15 protein-coding genes are annotated in these 16609 nt (G+C 47.0%); 10 read left to right on the top strand and 5 right to left on the bottom strand.

All coding sequences use genetic code 11. The annotated features are described in order from the left end of the window. The first annotated feature begins 302 nt into the window (after positions 1-302). From JXQ28_13460 to JXQ28_13450, 3 genes are all read left to right on the top strand, one after another. Positions 303-776, top strand: coding sequence for a GNAT family N-acetyltransferase (locus JXQ28_13460; GenBank protein MBN2278739.1), 474 nt, complete (start codon positions 303-305; stop codon positions 774-776). 54 nt (positions 777-830) lie between these two features. Further along, positions 831-1469 (top strand): class I SAM-dependent methyltransferase, encoded by a 639-nt coding sequence (locus tag JXQ28_13455; protein ID MBN2278738.1) that lies wholly within the window; start codon positions 831-833, stop codon positions 1467-1469. A gap of 156 nt (positions 1470-1625) precedes the next feature. Next, complete coding sequence (locus JXQ28_13450) at positions 1626-2963, top strand: MFS transporter (GenBank protein ID MBN2278737.1); 1338 nt, start codon at positions 1626-1628, stop codon at positions 2961-2963. Between the two features lie 172 nt (positions 2964-3135). On the opposite strand, the gene JXQ28_13445 is transcribed toward JXQ28_13450, so the two are convergent. The 3 genes from JXQ28_13445 to JXQ28_13435 are packed head-to-tail and all read right to left on the bottom strand — an operon-like array spanning position 3136 to position 5100. After that, positions 3136-3858, bottom strand: a complete 723-nt coding sequence (locus JXQ28_13445) for a DUF1573 domain-containing protein (protein MBN2278736.1) — start codon at positions 3856-3858, stop codon at positions 3136-3138. Positions 3859-3867: 9 nt separating this feature from the next. Further along, a complete protein-coding gene (locus JXQ28_13440; GenBank protein ID MBN2278735.1) occupies positions 3868-4563 on the bottom strand; it encodes a hypothetical protein in 696 nt (231 codons plus the stop codon). Positions 4564-4566: 3 nt separating this feature from the next. After that, positions 4567-5100 carry an RNA polymerase sigma factor gene (locus tag JXQ28_13435; protein MBN2278734.1) on the bottom strand — a complete coding sequence of 178 codons (534 nt, stop codon included), beginning with the start codon at positions 5098-5100 and terminating at the stop codon, positions 4567-4569. 213 nt (positions 5101-5313) lie between these two features. Between JXQ28_13435 and JXQ28_13430 the strand changes: the two genes are divergently transcribed. Together JXQ28_13430 and JXQ28_13425 are read left to right on the top strand one after the other, a co-directional pair. Beyond that, complete coding sequence (locus JXQ28_13430; GenBank protein MBN2278733.1) at positions 5314-5850, top strand: cob(I)yrinic acid a,c-diamide adenosyltransferase; 537 nt, start codon at positions 5314-5316, stop codon at positions 5848-5850. A gap of 109 nt (positions 5851-5959) precedes the next feature. After that, positions 5960-6787: a nucleotidyltransferase domain-containing protein gene (locus tag JXQ28_13425; GenBank protein ID MBN2278732.1), complete on the top strand. Its 828-nt coding sequence runs from the start codon at positions 5960-5962 to the stop codon at positions 6785-6787. Between the two features lie 42 nt (positions 6788-6829). Here JXQ28_13425 and JXQ28_13420 read toward each other — a convergent pair whose 3' ends face one another. Continuing rightward, complete coding sequence (locus JXQ28_13420; protein ID MBN2278731.1) at positions 6830-7858, bottom strand: hypothetical protein; 1029 nt, start codon at positions 7856-7858, stop codon at positions 6830-6832. 348 nt (positions 7859-8206) lie between these two features. Between JXQ28_13420 and JXQ28_13415 the strand changes: the two genes are divergently transcribed. From JXQ28_13415 to JXQ28_13395, 5 genes are all read left to right on the top strand, one after another. Further along, positions 8207-9190, top strand: coding sequence for an NAD-dependent epimerase/dehydratase family protein (locus JXQ28_13415; protein ID MBN2278730.1), 984 nt, complete (start codon positions 8207-8209; stop codon positions 9188-9190). Positions 9191-9251: 61 nt separating this feature from the next. Next, the gene (locus JXQ28_13410) at positions 9252-10055 is read left to right on the top strand and encodes a DUF3052 family protein (GenBank protein ID MBN2278729.1); all 804 of its coding nucleotides are present in this window, start codon (positions 9252-9254) and stop codon (positions 10053-10055) included. A 218-nt stretch (positions 10056-10273) separates the two neighbouring features. After that, complete coding sequence (locus tag JXQ28_13405) at positions 10274-10645, top strand: DUF2089 domain-containing protein (GenBank protein ID MBN2278728.1); 372 nt, start codon at positions 10274-10276, stop codon at positions 10643-10645. Positions 10646-10663: 18 nt separating this feature from the next. Further along, positions 10664-10894 carry a hypothetical protein gene (locus JXQ28_13400; GenBank protein MBN2278727.1) on the top strand — a complete coding sequence of 77 codons (231 nt, stop codon included), beginning with the start codon at positions 10664-10666 and terminating at the stop codon, positions 10892-10894. 12 nt (positions 10895-10906) lie between these two features. Beyond that, positions 10907-11323: a hypothetical protein gene (locus JXQ28_13395; protein ID MBN2278726.1), complete on the top strand. Its 417-nt coding sequence runs from the start codon at positions 10907-10909 to the stop codon at positions 11321-11323. A 13-nt stretch (positions 11324-11336) separates the two neighbouring features. Here the strand turns inward: JXQ28_13395 and JXQ28_13390 are convergent, their stop codons facing one another. Continuing rightward, a complete protein-coding gene (locus JXQ28_13390; protein ID MBN2278725.1) occupies positions 11337-16499 on the bottom strand; it encodes a PAS domain S-box protein in 5163 nt (1720 codons plus the stop codon). Between the last annotated feature and the right edge of the window lie 110 nt (positions 16500-16609).

Genomic DNA, 16609 nt, shown 5'->3' with positions numbered 1-16609 from the left:
GTTTATGAATTGATTTTTATACTACTATGGTATCAGTCTATTTTACGATCAGGCGATTAACAATGTTACAATACCGCAAAACCTGAATATAAATTAAGGTGTATTTATTAATTAAGACAACCTGTAATTTCAATAAAGAATATTATAATATTTAAACCTGCCACTTCACTTCGGGCAGATGATTATCCCCGCCACATATTAATTGACACTTTTAAGCCCCCCTTTTATCTTGTTCGCATAACCTATCACTGAGACTGAATTGGAAATTACCTATTTAGAGCTCTATATTTTATGGAGATAGAATGATATCAATTCGCGAATTACAGCCCGGCGATGATCTGGCGGAAGTTCTGAGATTATGCCGGGAGTTCTTTTTGGAATATGAGAACCATCATAAGGAATTTTTCGATACCGATAATCTCTGCGATGACGATATCTCCGGGAGATTTCTGAAATCTCTGGAGTCCGATGACAGTGCCACTCTTATCGCCCTGGACGAAAATAAAATCATTGGTTATGCCTCGCTTGCCATCGGCAATCAACCCCGGTTTTACAAAGTCAAACGAGTCGGCCATATTTCGGCTCTTATGGTGGCGAAAGAATATCGGCGCCGGGGAATCGCTACCCGGATTTTGGAAGAATCCGGGAGCTTTTTCAGGCGGCACGGTATTAAATATTACACTTTTTATACATCGGTTGCCAATCATGATGCTATCGGGCTTTATGAGAAAATAGGCCTGGAACCGCTTCATATATCATACTTAGGGGAAACATAAATTCCAATAACAGGCGGCGGGTAGTCCGAACTGACCATTTTTTAGGAATAAGTTATGTCACATGATCAGGATCCATTTAAAGGCCGGGCCGAAAATTATGACGCCGAAAGTATCAAATGCCAGTGGCATGGCCCCTCGGTTATATTCGGGATGATGTATCCTCATGTTAATCCCGGCGAATCTTTGCTCGATCTCGGTATTGGTACCGGTCTGGGCGCGCGCCTGTTCCATAAGGCCGGCCTGAAAATATATGGCCTGGACAGCTCCGATTCAATGCTGGTAGTATGCCGAAAGAATCATTCGTCGTTTAATCTGATGAAGCATGATTTGCAGGCTATGCCCTGGCCATATGATAATAGCAGTTTCAATCATGTTATTTCTGTCGGGGTTATTCATTTAATTTCCGATCTTCATGCCGTTCTCCTGGAAATTAGCCGGATTATGAAACCTGGCGGTTTCTTTGGATTCGACTATTACCCCTATTATTCCTCCAATCCAGATAATTTCCTCGAATTGAAAAAAGGCATCTATGAATACTATAATGCGGAGTATGATCATTATTGCTACCGCCATTCCCCCGACTATATCGCACGTCTACTCACGGAACTCCGTTTTAGTATGATAACAGAAACGGAATTCCTGGCGTCCAAGGATCAGAAGAAATACTTCAAAACCGTAATATCCCGGCACTGAATATGTTTTCATCACCTGCTGATAATCGGCCCGAATGGTCAGTGAAAGGTCATCGGCACCTTATGGTTTCATTATTTGATTTCCTTCTGATCATTAACAGCTGTTTTTCGGGCGGCTTTATTAGTATAATAGGCAACTTGAAAAAGACGAAAAACCATGAGTAAACAGGACAGAAATCTCGGTCCCAATAATAAATCGGGTATCAGGTTTATCCTTCGCGCTCTTGACTCGCGCAACTATCGTCTTTACTTCGGTGGTCAGGGGATCTCGCTGATCGGCACCTGGGTTCAGCGGATTGCCCAAAGCTGGCTGGTTTACCGTCTCACCGATTCGGTATTCCTTCTGGGTGTGGTCGGATTCAGTACCCAAATTCCGACCTTTTTGGCGGCGCCGTTTGCCGGCGTAATCGTCGATCAGAGAAATCGCTATCATATTCTAATTGTCACTCAGATTCTGGCGACCATCCAGGCTATGATACTGGCCATTCTGGTATTAACGAATTATGTTCAGGTCTGGCATATTATTGCACTGGGAGTGATTCTTGGATTAATAAACGCCTTTGATATGCCATCGAGACAATCTCTGCTGGTCGAGATGATTGAACGCCGAGAGGATTTAAGCAATGCGATTGCCCTCAACTCGACCATGGTCAATGGCGCCCGCCTGATCGGGCCAACCATAGCCGGATTGTTGATTGGAGCGGTCGGTGAGGGTATTTGCTTTTTAGTGAATGCCGGCAGTTTCTTCGCAGTGATAATGGCGCTTCTGGCCATGAGGTTAAAAACGGAAAATATAAAAATACGTAAAAGTAATATACTCGTGGATTTCAAGGAAGGTTTTAAATATGCCTTTGGCTTTCCCCCGATAAGGTCTATCCTGATATTGCTGGCATTGGTAAGTATAATGGGAATGCCTTATACTGTCCTCATGCCTGTTTTTGCCAAAGATATTCTTCATGGCGGACCACATACGCTCGGTTTCCTGATGGCTTCGGTCGGAACCGGCGCCTTGATAGGGGCATTATATCTGGCTTCGCGGAAAACCGTTATCGGTCTGGAAAAAGTCATTACCTTCGCCGCAGGGACTTTCGGGATCGGGCTGACACTTTTTTCATTTTCACATTACCTGTGGCTGTCGATTGGTCTTCTGTTTTTCGTCGGTATGGGAATGATGATGCAGATGGCCGCCAGCAATACAATTTTGCAGACTATCGTCGATGATGATAAGCGCGGCCGGGTGATGAGTTTCTATGCCATGTCATTCTTCGGTATGGCGCCCCTGGGCAGTCTCCTGGCAGGAAGTCTGGGCAGCAGGATCGGAACACCGGTCACGGTTATGATCGGTGGAATATGCTGTATTATCGGCGCCCTGGTTTTTCTGTATCGACTGCCTGCCTTAAGAACGCTGGTGCGCCCGATTTATTGTAAGAAGGGAATTCTACCCGAATTGGCAACAGGTCTTCAGGCCGCCAATTCCATAAATGAGCGGCCCTGACTGTGTTTTGCTGTGGAATAAAATTATCGCGGAACTTTTTGATATATCATTAGGGAAATATAAAAAACGCCGAAATAATCCGTCTTACACCGAGCGAATCATACCTGAAATAAAAAACCTGCCGATGGTATCTCCATCGGAAGGCTTATACTGATTACATGTTAATTGTTTATTAATTCTCTGTCTGTGAACTCAACTGCCGGATCGACCGCTTGATCGGAATCGTGAATCTCGATTTGACCCTATCGTTCAGTTCGATCGTCATCGATTTCTCGAACTCCTGATCGATGTACGCTTTGAGTATCTCGATTTCACCCTTCTTTGATTCCCCCGGTCCGATTTTCTTCGGCAGATCGACCTTGAACATCCCCGGAGCGATATCGACCAGCTTGACTTCGAGGGGTTCGTCGGAAACATTGGTGATGGTGAAATCGAGGCTCTTCCTCTCTTTGTCATCGAACTGGGAGATATCGAACTTGTATGGCGCTATTTTTATCGGGGTGGTTTCCTCGGGATTGATGATTACCTCGGCGGTGAAAACGACATTAACAGCATCGGGTCCCATATTGGTGGTCAATGACGGCCTTTTTTTCTGGGGACCACTGTAACTTCGTGTCGAAAAGATAACCTCAAGATTGGTACTGTCGCCCGGAGCCAGCTTACTTTTCTGCAGCGGGGCTTTGGTGCATCCGCACCCAGGTTTGAGACTCAGGATCTTAAGGGTATCGGTCCCGGTCGATAGAAGTTGATATTGGTGGCTTATTGCGGCATGCTGGGGAACATAGCCAAAATCGAAATGGTTTTCCGGTATGGTGAGTTTTGGCTGGGCCATGACCGCCCCGGACATTAAAACTACCCCCAAAATCGTGACAAATATTCCAATCATTCTGATCATGACAGACTCCTACGAAAATAATTTCCTGGTTGCGTGCCCTAACAGGCTGGTTGACTCTTTGCGATAGATGGGTAAAACATTGTCTATTTCACAGCAGCCCAGTTCAATAATGGCCTTTATTATCAACTGAACATCTTTTTCGGTTTTCAGATCGGAAATACTCAGGTGGCAGGTTTCATTGCACTCCCCGACTTTCAACTGAATTTCCTTCTTTTCGATGGAATTAAGTAAAGTGGCGGCTTTGTCTTTTTCCATCCCCAGGGCATCAAGCAAAGGCACAATCCCCTTACTGTCCATAGCAATACTCCGGTCAACCCCCGAGATGGATATTTCATATCCCACCTTCTCCCGGAAACTGAATGGTACCAGCGCCAAAAAAGCCAGTAATACTACGGCAACACCCAAACCCAGCTTCCCGAAGCCGATCTTGCCCAAAAATCCTCCGGCCCCGCTTCTTTGCCGAAACACCCTTGAACCATCTCCGGTTTTTACAACCATTTCACGGAGACTGCCAATCGGCATCTCGAGTTCCGGCCTCATCCGGCCGACCGCCTCGATATCCCGGCGAATCTCCTGTTCGGCCCGAACCAGATCGGAACATCGGCAACAAACCTTCAAATGTTCCAGTAATTCATTATCGTTCTCGTACCGGTCGGGTTGCCAGTCAGCCTCGGTCAGTTTCTTTTGAGCTTGACGACATCGCATAATTTACAGACTCCCTTTTAATATCACCGGCCGCTTTTTCCGATAAAGACTCCCCAACCGCCGGCGCATCTTCGCCCTGGCCCTTATCAGCCGCATCTTAATCATCCCCTCGTTTTTTTTCATCATCGCCGCCAGTTCGGAAATTTTCCATCCCTCCAGATCAGCCAGTACGACAATCATCCGATCCTCGGCCGAAAGAACCTCAAGAGCAAACTCCAGCCTTCGCCGGGCATCATACTGCCCCGAGGGATTCTCCGACCAATCACAATCGTCGATATTAACCGACATAGCGATAACTCTTTTCCACCAGGGTTTGCGGAATCGACTTTTGAAATTATTACCGATTATCCGGAAAAGCCAGGGGCGGAAAGACTCGGTTTTTTTGAGTCCTGCAAACCCGCCGTATGCTCTGACTATCGATTCCTGATAAAGATCATCTCCATCATCAATATTTCCGGTCAATCGAAAACAATATGCTCTGGCCTCCACATGTTCCTTCTCCACAAGCCGCCAGAATAGATCTTCAAGTTTTCCCATCTACCTAAACAGATGCTTTTAAGGGTTCCTGAGTAACAAAAATTTTTTTCTTTTGAATTTTACCCCGGATTTGCCAAATAGTTCTTAAATGGTCACTTGGGTGTCCATGTGATTGGATATAATATGTGATCCATCTTGCCGAACATCCGTCAATCTGATATATTGAACTCCGGAATCAATAATTTTAAATCCAATCCGGGAGAGTGACCGATGATGACCGATAAGGGTTCCTGGAAACGCGGTTATATACAGGTTTATACCGGGAACGGCAAGGGAAAAACAACTGCGGCCCTCGGTCTGGCTCTTAGAGCCGCCGGTGCCGGTTTGAAAGTCTTTATCGGTCAATTCGTTAAAGGGATGAAATACAGCGAAATCGATGCCCTTTCGAAATTCTCCGATTTGATCACGGTCAGGCAATACGGACGGCGATGTTTTATCCGGCAGGAACCTGAAGAGGAGGATATCCGGCTGGCGCGCTCCGGTCTCGAGGAAGTCGGCAAAATCATCGCCTCCGGGGAATATAAGCTGGTTATCCTCGATGAAGCCAATATCGCAGTCTATTTCAGGTTATTCCCGGTCGATGATTTATTAAAACTAATCGACTCCAAACCGCCCGACATCGAGCTGGTCATAACCGGGCGTTATGCTGATCCGCGGCTTATCGAGCGGGCCGATCTGGTTACCGAAATGCTGGAAATCAAACACTATTACACTGGCGGAGTCGAGGCGCGCAAGGGTATTGAAAGCTGACCGGCGGTAATTCGGGATTGAGTTTGGTCCGACCTTTAAGATATTGTCTGTCATCGTTGGAATGGATTAATAATATTCCTGCTTATTATCATAAAGGAGGCGATCATCAATGCCATATAAAGGAACCAACCGCTATCAGACTTTTTTGAAAGCCGGGCGGACAATAACCGATAAGATTTCACGCCTCAATGGAGTGGTCGGTATCCTCGGAACCGGTTCCATCGGTCGCCGTTTTGGAGACAGGCATTCCGATCTGGATCTCATCGTCTATGCAAACAGGGAGCATGTTAAAAATATCGACCGGCTGGTGAGTATCGGCTGGATTGAGTACAAAGGCATTAGCTATGATATTGTGGTGAGAACATATGAAAAAGCCCTGAAGGCCAAATCGCCGTCGGCCTACTGGACCCAGGTGATGCGATGGGATCGCCAGAATTCGCAAATCTTATATGATTCCGACAATCGAATCAGAGATCTTCTTAAAAGCAAACTCGTTTATCCGGATCGGGAACAGAAAAAGCTGATGGCGCGTTATCACCGTGAGATCCACGAATACCTGGTTTTCTTTCCGGATATGTGGGCCACCCGGGGAAGCCTTTATAATGTGGTCGACGCCCTGGGCCGCGCCGTCCAGTCTATAATCCTCTGGATTTACGCCAAAAACAAGGTTTTTGAGCCATTCATTTCTAAATGGCTTTTCTACCATCTGGAAGAAAAAACCATTCCGGAGCATATTTATCTGAAGACTCTTACCAGAGTGTTTTCCGGCCGTGTGAGGAATCTGGAAGATGCTTTAAGATGCCGGGATGAGTTGCTGAATTTATGCAATCGGATAGGTCTAAACTGGGAAGTTTATAATTTAAACGAAGTCAGCGAACGGTGCCAAAAAAACTGGGTAAAAATCTCGCCTGAAAGCCACCGTTTGTTGACATGGTAACCAGGAATCCATCCGCCGAGTCTTTTAATGATTATCAGGAATTTATTTTCGACCGAGACGCTCGGCCAGCCAGGCGATTTTCCCCGGTGAGCCTTTCAATTTCGAGGCCCAATCCGGATCCGGATCGCGAAAATAAACATCATAGCGAAGGGTGACAATCCCTTCAATCGACTCGAATTCTCCGGCCGCCTCGAACATACGATGGAAAAACAACGGATAGTTATAGTCTTCCGGCAGTTCCATCATCTGTTTTCGGTCCAGTAATTTGAGAGCTCCAACCAGGGCGGTTTGATGCAGGAAAATGCGATGAGTGACATTGTTGCGGCACATCTCGGCCAGAATCGGATCGCTGTAGAGAATTTTAAATCCGGTCGCCCAGTTGCGGAGAATACCATGTTCGGGTCTGACTACCAGCAATCCCGCGTTGAAATAAGCCCGAATGGTCTGTTTGTCGGCCGGAGTAACCATGGAAAATAACAGGCTGTCATCGATTTCCAGAAGCCGGTATATCCTTTCCCAGAATTTATCGGGCGGTTGGGAATAAGGCGAGCCGGAACGATTATGCATGACCGGCCGGTAAGCAAAACCAATTTGCGGATCAAGCTTGAATTTCTCCGGTTCCTCCAGAACAATGGTATCCTCATCCATCCAGATCAGGACTTCGGTTTTCCCGACCGCCTCCGTTTCCGCCCGGGCGGCGGCGTATACTTTACCGGCATAATAAAACCAATGCGATTCCTTCGGGACTGAGACGGTTTTAAATTCAATCCCGAGTGAGGACAGTTTATTCTTCAGGGTGGAATCGGTCATTGTGGTGTTATCGGGCGTATATACCCGGATCGGCGCCTCGCGGAATCTCCCTCCGAATTGACGGATACTTTCGGCGAGGTAACAAATATTATTCAATTCTTCATCATTGGCGGCAAAGACGGCAAAAATAATGGTCGCTTTCGGCGGTTGTTGCTTTTTGACCGGTTGATCCATGAGTCCCTCTCCGGTTTGTGGTTGACCGACTGAGGCCGTAATGGCCATCATTAACAAGGCGGCAAATAACATCCTCGGTGTGCTCATGGGGGAACTTCCGCTTAAGTTCGATTTAAACGACCGTTCATTACCTTTTATATACCTGTTGATACGCCCTGTCAACAGGTTTGTTGCAGAGTGATACCATTCCATCTTAAAATATATCCCCCAATTCCCTGAAGCGTTTATATTCTAATCCACCCACCGCAAATATGTGGGCTTTTTTAGCATGATTTTGTAATTGCCATTTCGCCTGATATAATCCATCATGTGTTTTGTATTCGGATTTCGATTGCTAATAGGAATTTAATAATTATCATAATGGGTATAATATCAGCGGCTGTCTGACGGCAGTTCTCCGCAACATGAAAACCACTCACCCGGATCGGAGAGATTTTGAAAATACTCGTCACAGGTGCAACGGGATTTATTGGCACTTGCCTTATACGCAGATTAATCCCGAAAGGATACCGTCTGCGCTGTCTGGTTCGAAAAACCAGTCGGACCAGGGCTTTGGCCGAGCGCGAAATTGAATTGTTTATAGGTGATGTTACCGATAAGGATACTCTGATAAAAGCCATGACCGGGTGCAACCGGGTGCTCAATCTCGCCAATGTGTACTCCTTTTGGGAACGCGACCCTCGAATATACTATGAAGTGAATGTCGAAGGTACGAGAAAGGTTATGGAAGCGGCGCTGGAAATGGGGATTGACAAGGTGGTTCATGTCAGTACGGCGGGCATTTTCGGCCGACCGTCCGAAATTCCTTTTTCCGAGGAAAGCCCGGTTGGTCCGAAACGCTTTTCCGAGTACTTCCGGACTAAGTACGAAGGGGATTTGATCGCCTGGAAGCTGTATAAGGAGCGACATCTACCGCTGGTCATGATCTATCCGGTGGCGGTCCTCGGCCCGGGTGACACCAAAGCAACCGGGCAATATATTGCACGCCTGATAAATAAAAGGCTCCCGGCCACGGTTTTCGAAAATAAAAGATTCACTTTTGTGCATGTTGAGGACGTGGCCGAAGCCATTATTAAGGCGGCGGAAAAAGAAAATAATTTTGGCGAGAAATATATAATAGGAAATCAATGTTTGACTTTCGGCGAAATAAACCGAATGGTAAGTGAAATTGCCGGTGTGGCCTTACCCGGAATACGAATGCCTGATTTTCTGACAATGATCAACGCCCGGTTGCTGACTATTCTGGCGAATATTATCAAAAAGCCGCCGTTATGGGGAATGGCCACGGACCAGATGCGAGTGATGAAGGCGGAATTTGTAGCCGATGGATCAAAAGCCGAAAAAGAACTGGGGATCACCTATACGCCAATAAGAAATGCAATTGAGGAAACCATAATTTCAATTCGCAAAAATACTTGAAATTATAAAAGAATCATCGGGATCGAATAACATAGAAATCTTCCGGCCAAGTTCTTGTACCATGAAAAAAAAACCGCCATACAAAGTCCGTCTGATACACTGGAACAAAGAGGAAGCCCAAAAGAAGATTCAAATATTAAAAAAGGCCGGTTATGAGATCGTTTTTAGACTGATCGATCAGGCCGAATATCGAAAACTGCTGAATGAGCAGTATGATGCCGTCTTGATCGACCTGACCCGGATGCCATCGCAGGGACGCGATCTCGGAATGGCCTTAAGGCAGAAAAAAACCACACGGAATATCCCCCTGATTTTTATCGAAGGCGAACCATCCAAAGTCGAGAAAATCAAAACTCTCCTGCCCGATGCGCTCTATTCTTCCTGGGATAAAATCAATGTGGCCATTGCCGGGGCGATAGCCTCGCCGCCCGAGGATCCGGTTAGACCGAAATCCATCATGGATGCCTATATTGGAACACCGCTGGTCAAAAAGCTGGGTATCAAATCGAACTCAACCCTGGGTTTGATCGATCCCCCTGATGATTTTATATCCTCCCTTGGTAAACTTCCGGATAATGTCAAAGTGAAAAAACGGCTCGGCCCCGGAAAATCTGATCTGATCATCTGGTTTGTCGCCGATAAAGCAGTATTATCGAATGACCTTGTTAAAAAAGCTCGCTCCATGTCGGAAAAGGGCGGCCTCTGGATTGCCTGGTCCAAAAAGGGAACCGGGGTAGCCGGTGATCTGACCCAGAACGAAGTTCGTAAAATAGGCCTTGACTCCGGCCTGGTCGATTATAAAATTTGCTCCATCGATAAAACCTGGTCAGGATTGCTTTTTACTCGTCGGAAGAAAAATAAATAAAAAACTGCCGCATATCAGGCAATTCCGGGAAAATTAATCTATATTACTGCCAGACAATAGAATAACCGATATCAAGCCATTTTTCACAATAAAAACGAATAAATATTATCAATTATTATTGACAATAATATTAAATTAATTAATATAATGATGAAACAATATTAATTATATTTAGTATAGAATGGTGAGAATAAATGAAAATAAATGAGGGAAAAGAAATGATAAAAGACTGGCAGGAACTACAAAGAATGACCCGGGGCGAGGCGGTGATTATCGAACGGATACGACTTAAAGAAAGCGGTATTGCTATCGAAGGGGAATTCGAATTACCTCCCCTGGCTTGTTTGACCGACGAGGATCAGGTTTTTGCGGCGGCCTTCGTGCGCTGCCATGGTTCTATCAAGCAGATGGAAGAATTTTTCGGGATAAGTTATCCGACTGTTAAAAACCGTCTTAACCGGATTGCCGAGAAGCTTGATTTTGTCAAAATCGAATCGGCGCCGGCCCGAAGTGAAACTCTCGACCGTCTCGAGCGCGGCGAAATCACCGCCGAGCAGGCTATAAAGATGCTTCGGGAACAAAAACGATAACAATGGGGAGTTGATGCAATGTCAAACAGTAAAATGCTTGCTCTGGAACTTCTGGCTTGCGGCCGAATCGATGTGGCTACAGCGGAGATGTATTTGCGGGGAAACCTGACTATGCCGGTGGAATGTGTGCTTCCGCCGAACCGGGAAATCAGTCACCTGCTTTATTCGGTCCGGCCAATTTGGGAATCCGATAGATCGTTCCCACCCCTCCGTGAAAATAGTTTTGACATATTAAACCCATTTTTATGAAAGGAGACAGAAATGTCAGAAGAACGCCGTCAAATATTGAACCTGCTGGCACAGGGAAAAATCAATGCCGATGAAGCCGAAAGATTGATTGAGGCGCTGGGCGAAGGGGAGACAAAATCGGACAACAAAAGCTACTCGGGCTGCCGGGCCAAATACCTCCGGGTGCTGGTGGAGCCCAAAGAAGGGCACGATGGAGAACATGTCAACATAAAGATACCCCTTCAAATTATTCGGGCCGGTGTCAAACTGGGCAAAATTATTCCAGGTGATGCCAAATCCAGTGTCAGCCGGGCTCTAAGTGAAAACGGAATCGAGATCGATCTGAATGAATTGAAATTGGATAAAATCGAGAAGATACTGGCCGCCCTCTCCGATACCAGTATCGATGTCGATAGCGACCGGGAGCGGGTTAAAATTTCGACTGAATGATCTTGGCGATTGATCAGGAAACCGGTTCCGGCACTTTTCGATCCAATTCGTTGCGGATCGCCCCGGCCAGGGTATCACGCGAGTATGGTTTCTTGACCAATTCTCCGGCTCCAAGCTCCTGCATTTGTTTAACCCGCTCGGATGGAGCATAACCGGTGACCATGATAGCCTTCTGATCGGGATTAATGGCCTTTATCGATTTGAAGGTGTCCAGTCCGTCCATTCCCGGTTCCATAATCATATCCATAACCATCAAATCGACCCGGTGATTTTTAAGATATTCCAGGGCCTCTTTGCCGGATGATACTGCGCTGACCCGGTAACCCATACTTGCAATCAACTGCACCGTTATTTCCCGGTGCTCATCGCAATCCTCGACCAGCAGGATAGTCTCATCTCCGCCAAGATCTTTTTTCTTTGCGTCGGTTTTATTCACGTATTCACGGGTAGCGGGAAAATACAGAGCGAATTCGGTGCCATGACCAACTTCGGAGATAATATCATAATGGGCATTATGGTCTTTTAATATCCCGTAAACCACCGAGAGGCCCAGACCGCTTCCGGATCGGCCGATTTTTTTACTGGAATAGTACGGTTCGAATATTTTATCGACCAGGTTTTCCTCGATTCCCATTCCGGTATCCTTGATCCGGACAACGACATAATCGCCGTCGGGAACACGTTCATGCACCGTCCCGTGATCATCGACGGTTTCGAGTCCGGTCGAGATATGTAATTCCCCGCCATCGGGCATGGCATCGAAAGCGTTGACCACCAGGTTCATAATAATCTTGGACAGATGCGTCGCGGAGCCGACTATGGCCGGCAGGTTCTCCTCCAGCAAATGCCGGAATTCTATTTTAGGGCAGTCTTCACGAAGTCTGATGAAATTAGGTGAATCGAGGTAATTTTTAACTACTTCATTGAGATCGGTCGGTTGCATGATGTAGCGCCCGCGGCGGGCCAGAGTCAAAAGGTCCTGAATTACAGCCACCGCTTCCTGCGCCGATTTTCCCATCCGCTGAACCTGTTTAACGGCCGGGCTGTCGGGCGGCAACTTGGGTAGAATCAGATCGGGATAGGCTACGATCGGTGTCAGGATATTATTCAGATCATGAGCCACGCCCCCGGCCAGAAGACCGAGAGATTCCATTTTTTCGGCCCGGCTGAGTTTCTCCATCAATTTCTGCTTCTGTTCCTCCTCGAATTTACGGTCGGTAATATCGACATGGGTGCCGACCATTCGAACCAATGAACCTTCGGGATCGCGCTCAACCACCTTACCACGGCTGAGAATCCAGCGATATTCATCGGATTTGGTTTTCATCCGAAATTCCATATGAAAACCGTCATTATTCCTATCCACGCAATCACGGATCGTTTCATTGACCATATTCAAATCATCGGGGTGAAGCATATTACTCCAGGAATCATAACTTGGAATGAATTCATAAGGTTCATAACCGAGCATGGTATAGAATCGCGGGGCATAATATATTTTGCCGGTTTTAATATTCCAGTCCCAGAGACCGTCCGAAGTCGCCTCGAGCGCCATGGCCAGCCGTTCCTCGCTTTCCTGCAGGGCCTGGTCGGTCCGGCGTCGTTCGCTGATATCGAGTACGGCGGCGAAAGACCCGATAAATTTGCTGTCTTCATCGAATCGCGGTGAGGCTGATACCATGATACTTTTTTCGTTTTTCAGCCCGGTGGTGATATCGATAATATACTGGGATTTCTGATTCTTCCGGCGGATTTCGTTCTGAGCCATTATAAAATGACGGCTTTCCTCGGAAAAATAATCCAGCAGGCATTTCCCGATCATTTTCTCCGGCGATTCCTCATCGAAAATCCTGGCAAAGGCCGGATTGCAGTACTGAATGACCTCGTTCTCATCGGCCGCGCCGATACCCTCCAGAACCCCCACGAAAAGTTGCTGATACCGTTGCTCGGATTGCCGAATTGCATCCTCGGCCTCTTTGCGACCCGTGACATCGTGCATAAAGCCTTCCAGATGCATCAACCGGTTTTCGTTAAAGATTCCCTGTCCGAATTCCTCAATCCATCGCCATTGCCCGGATTTATGGCGAATACGATAAACCAGATGATACGGCCGGCATTTTTCAAGAGCCCGGTTGATTGTCTCATAAACGGAATCGCTGTCATCGGGATGGAACAGGTCGGTGATACTGACCCGGTATTCAAGGAAATCCTCCTTGGAATAACCGGTCAGGTCTTTTATGCGGTCATTCAGATACATCATGGTGTACTTGGAATCGTTGTGACACAAATAAGCCGCCCCGGGTAAATTCTCGGCCAGCATCCTGAAACGGTTTTCGCTTTCCACCAGCGCTTTCTCGGCGATTTTACGTTCGCCGATATCCCGGACCACCCCGGTTATCTGGATTATCCGGTCACCCTCCCTCACAATTCTGGCCCGCTCTTCAACATAATGCAAATTGCCGTACTTATTTACCAGGCGAAACTCGGAGGGAAACTCCTGACCGGTTTTGATCATTTCCGAAAAATCGTGCATCACCCGCTCGATATCATTGGGATGAATGAAATCACTCATTTTGTGTCCGATAACTTCCTCGGGAGTATAACCGTAGCCGGCTACCTGGGGACTGACAAAAGTAATGATGCCTTTGGAATCGCAGGAGAATATTAAATCGAGGGTATTGGAAACGATCGTCCGGTATTTTTCCTGGGATTGCTTTAAAGCCTCCTCGGCCTTCTTATGAATGGTGATATCCTGGAAGATACCGACCATACGCAGAGGCTGATTGTTATTATCGCGGCCAACGATTTTACCATTAATCCTGATCCATTTATATTCACCGTCTTTCCTTTTCATCCGGTACTCGTCCTCATAATGGGATGTTCGCCCCTCAAGATGGAGTTTGAGAACCGCTCCGGACATCCGGGTATCATCCGGATGAATCAGGCTGTTCCAGAAGCCGGGCGTATTGATGAACTCCTCCGGTCCATAACCCAGTATCCCGGCTGTCCGATGGTCTATTTCCATTCTCCCGGTCGATAAATCCCAATCCCATAAGCCCAGATTAGCGCTGGCCAGGGCCAATTCAAGTCTTTTTTCGCTGGCTTGCGATTTGTCCTCGGCTTGTTTTCGGTCGGTAATGTCGCTTAAAAAATTGAGGCTGGCCGGACGCCCCGCCCATTCGATTATGACGGCCTTGTTTTCGATCCAGTGAATCTGGCCATTTTTATGCACGGAACGGAAAAAATAGGACTCTTCTATCTTGTCTCCCGCCAGCCGCCGTTGATGGCGGTCAATAACCATCGCACGATCATCGGGGTGAATAAGATCGGCAAGCGGGCGATCGGTCAATTCCAGTTTGCTGTATCCGGTAATTTCCATTAGCCGCCGGTTAAAATATTTCAGGATATTGTCCTGAGCCACGATAATGGCGTCGCTGGCATTCTCAACCAGCAGGCGGTATTCCTCCTCGGATCGCCTGAGCGCCGTCTCGGCCTTTTTCCACGGCGTAATATCATAAGCCGTTCCCAGAGTGGCGGGGCGGTCATGATATTGCATATTGTCGGCCCTTAAATCGAGCCATAATTCGCCTCGTTTGGGATTGACAATTTTGAGTTCATAGTGAGGGGGCATTTTCCGGCCCTGTTGGCGAGCCTGACCCCGCTCCTTTACCATTTGCCTGAAATCGGGATGAACCACCTCCCAGAATGGAATCTTTTCCAGTTCCTCCCAGCTGTATCCGAATAGATGCAATCCGGCCGGGTTGACATAACGGAAGTAATCGTCCTGAATGACAAAAATGGCCGACGAGGTGATATCCGTCAGAGTTCGGAAAATAATCTCATTTTCCCTCAATATCTTTTCTGTTTTTTTTCTTTCGGATATATCGCGGACAACGGCCCATGTACCCGAAGGATTTCCATAATCGTCCCGCAGGAATTGGGTGCGGATTTCGACCGGGAAGACGGTTCCGTTCTTATGAATATATTCTATTTCGTAGATCTCAGATAGCCGATTTCCCCGGCGTCCGTATGATATTCGCTCCTTTTGCCGGGTATGCCATTGCGGCGGGATCAAATTGAGATAAGACATGCGAAGGAGCTCCTCGCGCGAATAACCGAGCATTTTGCAATAGGCCTGGTTGCATTCGAAAATATTCCCGTTGGTGTCGGTCATGACGAATCCGTCGAGCATGGTTTCATACAATTGCCGATATTTTTTTTCCGAAAGACGGAGAGCGTCATCGGCCCGTTTCCGGTCCGTTATATCACGGGCAATGGCGAGAATATGAATTTTTCCCTCTATCCGAATGGGTACTGTGCTGATTTCCAGGTCCAGTCGGGATCCATCCTTCCTTCTGAGGATAAATTCGTCGGGACCGGTGGCCCGGCCGGAAATATTTTTGGCCATCAGAATTGCGGCCCGGGTAACTTCGAATGGAGCCAGAAGATTGGATTGTATATGTTTCTTTCCGATCAAATCCTCTTTTTTATATCCGATCAAATCCTCGGCCCTCTTGTTTCCATCTATGAAGGTTCCATAAATGTCCGTAACATACAGGGCATCGGGAGCATGTTCAAAGATCAGCCGAAATTTGGTCTCGGAATCGGCGATTTCTTTTTCGCACAGGTTGATTTCGGTGACATTTCGGAAGACCCCCAGGATCCCCGTAATTTGATTATTTCCATCGCGAATCGGAGAAAATGTTCCCTGAATCTCTATCTGGCTTTTATCGGCGGCGATCAGGAAGCATTCCCCTGAGAAGGTGACAGTTTCACCACTGCCAAGGATTCTTTCAACGATACTTTCAATAGTCAGATTCTGACCACGGTCAATTATATTTAAAACATCGATCAGGCCTTTTCCCAGGCTCTCCTCTTCGGAAAGACCGGCCATTTGAAGGGCCGCCGGATTTATGATGTCGATTAATCCCTGAATGTCGGTCAGGACAATGCCCTCTTCGACCGTATCGATAAGGGTCGTCAGCCGGAAATGGTCACCGGACAATGGTTCATCGGGAATGAAATCCTCAGTCCGGGAAACCGCAAGATAATGATCGTCTTTCTCTACCCGATCGGGACCCGGCTCCTCGACGATTGTGAACCCCGATTTCCGCAGAATCTCCCTTAAATCGCTAATATTATTATTACTGGTCTTAATTTTGATTTTCTTTTCCATGGTAGTTCCGTACCTCTGTGATATCTGGAGATATCCGCGACCTTTGTCGGTTCGCCATCTTCGATATTTTTCTCCCTATCTATCCTTATCAGGAGGATTTACACTCCTCA

It is taken from the genome of Candidatus Zixiibacteriota bacterium (assembly GCA_016933955.1).
In the GTDB taxonomy this organism is placed as follows: Bacteria; Zixibacteria; MSB-5A5; order GN15; family PGXB01; genus JAFGTT01.
Note: the sequence above shows the minus strand (reverse complement) of the source record. Positions and strands in the feature narration are given on the sequence as shown.

Coding starts and splice junctions, on each gene's coding strand:
- JXQ28_13460 (MBN2278739.1), top strand. CDS start 303: ATGATATCAATTCGCGAATTACAGCCCGGCGATGATCTGGCGGAAGTT.
- JXQ28_13425 (MBN2278732.1), top strand. CDS start 5,960: ATGCCATATAAAGGAACCAACCGCTATCAGACTTTTTTGAAAGCCGGG.
- JXQ28_13405 (MBN2278728.1), top strand. CDS start 10,274: ATGATAAAAGACTGGCAGGAACTACAAAGAATGACCCGGGGCGAGGCG.
- JXQ28_13435 (MBN2278734.1), bottom strand. CDS start 5,100: ATGGGAAAACTTGAAGATCTATTCTGGCGGCTTGTGGAGAAGGAACAT.
- JXQ28_13410 (MBN2278729.1), top strand. CDS start 9,252: ATGAAAAAAAAACCGCCATACAAAGTCCGTCTGATACACTGGAACAAA.
- JXQ28_13450 (MBN2278737.1), top strand. CDS start 1,626: ATGAGTAAACAGGACAGAAATCTCGGTCCCAATAATAAATCGGGTATC.
- JXQ28_13430 (MBN2278733.1), top strand. CDS start 5,314: ATGACCGATAAGGGTTCCTGGAAACGCGGTTATATACAGGTTTATACC.
- JXQ28_13420 (MBN2278731.1), bottom strand. CDS start 7,858: ATGAGCACACCGAGGATGTTATTTGCCGCCTTGTTAATGATGGCCATT.
- JXQ28_13455 (MBN2278738.1), top strand. CDS start 831: ATGTCACATGATCAGGATCCATTTAAAGGCCGGGCCGAAAATTATGAC.
- JXQ28_13445 (MBN2278736.1), bottom strand. CDS start 3,858: ATGATCAGAATGATTGGAATATTTGTCACGATTTTGGGGGTAGTTTTA.
- JXQ28_13390 (MBN2278725.1), bottom strand. CDS start 16,499: ATGGAAAAGAAAATCAAAATTAAGACCAGTAATAATAATATTAGCGAT.
- JXQ28_13400 (MBN2278727.1), top strand. CDS start 10,664: ATGTCAAACAGTAAAATGCTTGCTCTGGAACTTCTGGCTTGCGGCCGA.
- JXQ28_13395 (MBN2278726.1), top strand. CDS start 10,907: ATGTCAGAAGAACGCCGTCAAATATTGAACCTGCTGGCACAGGGAAAA.
- JXQ28_13440 (MBN2278735.1), bottom strand. CDS start 4,563: ATGCGATGTCGTCAAGCTCAAAAGAAACTGACCGAGGCTGACTGGCAA.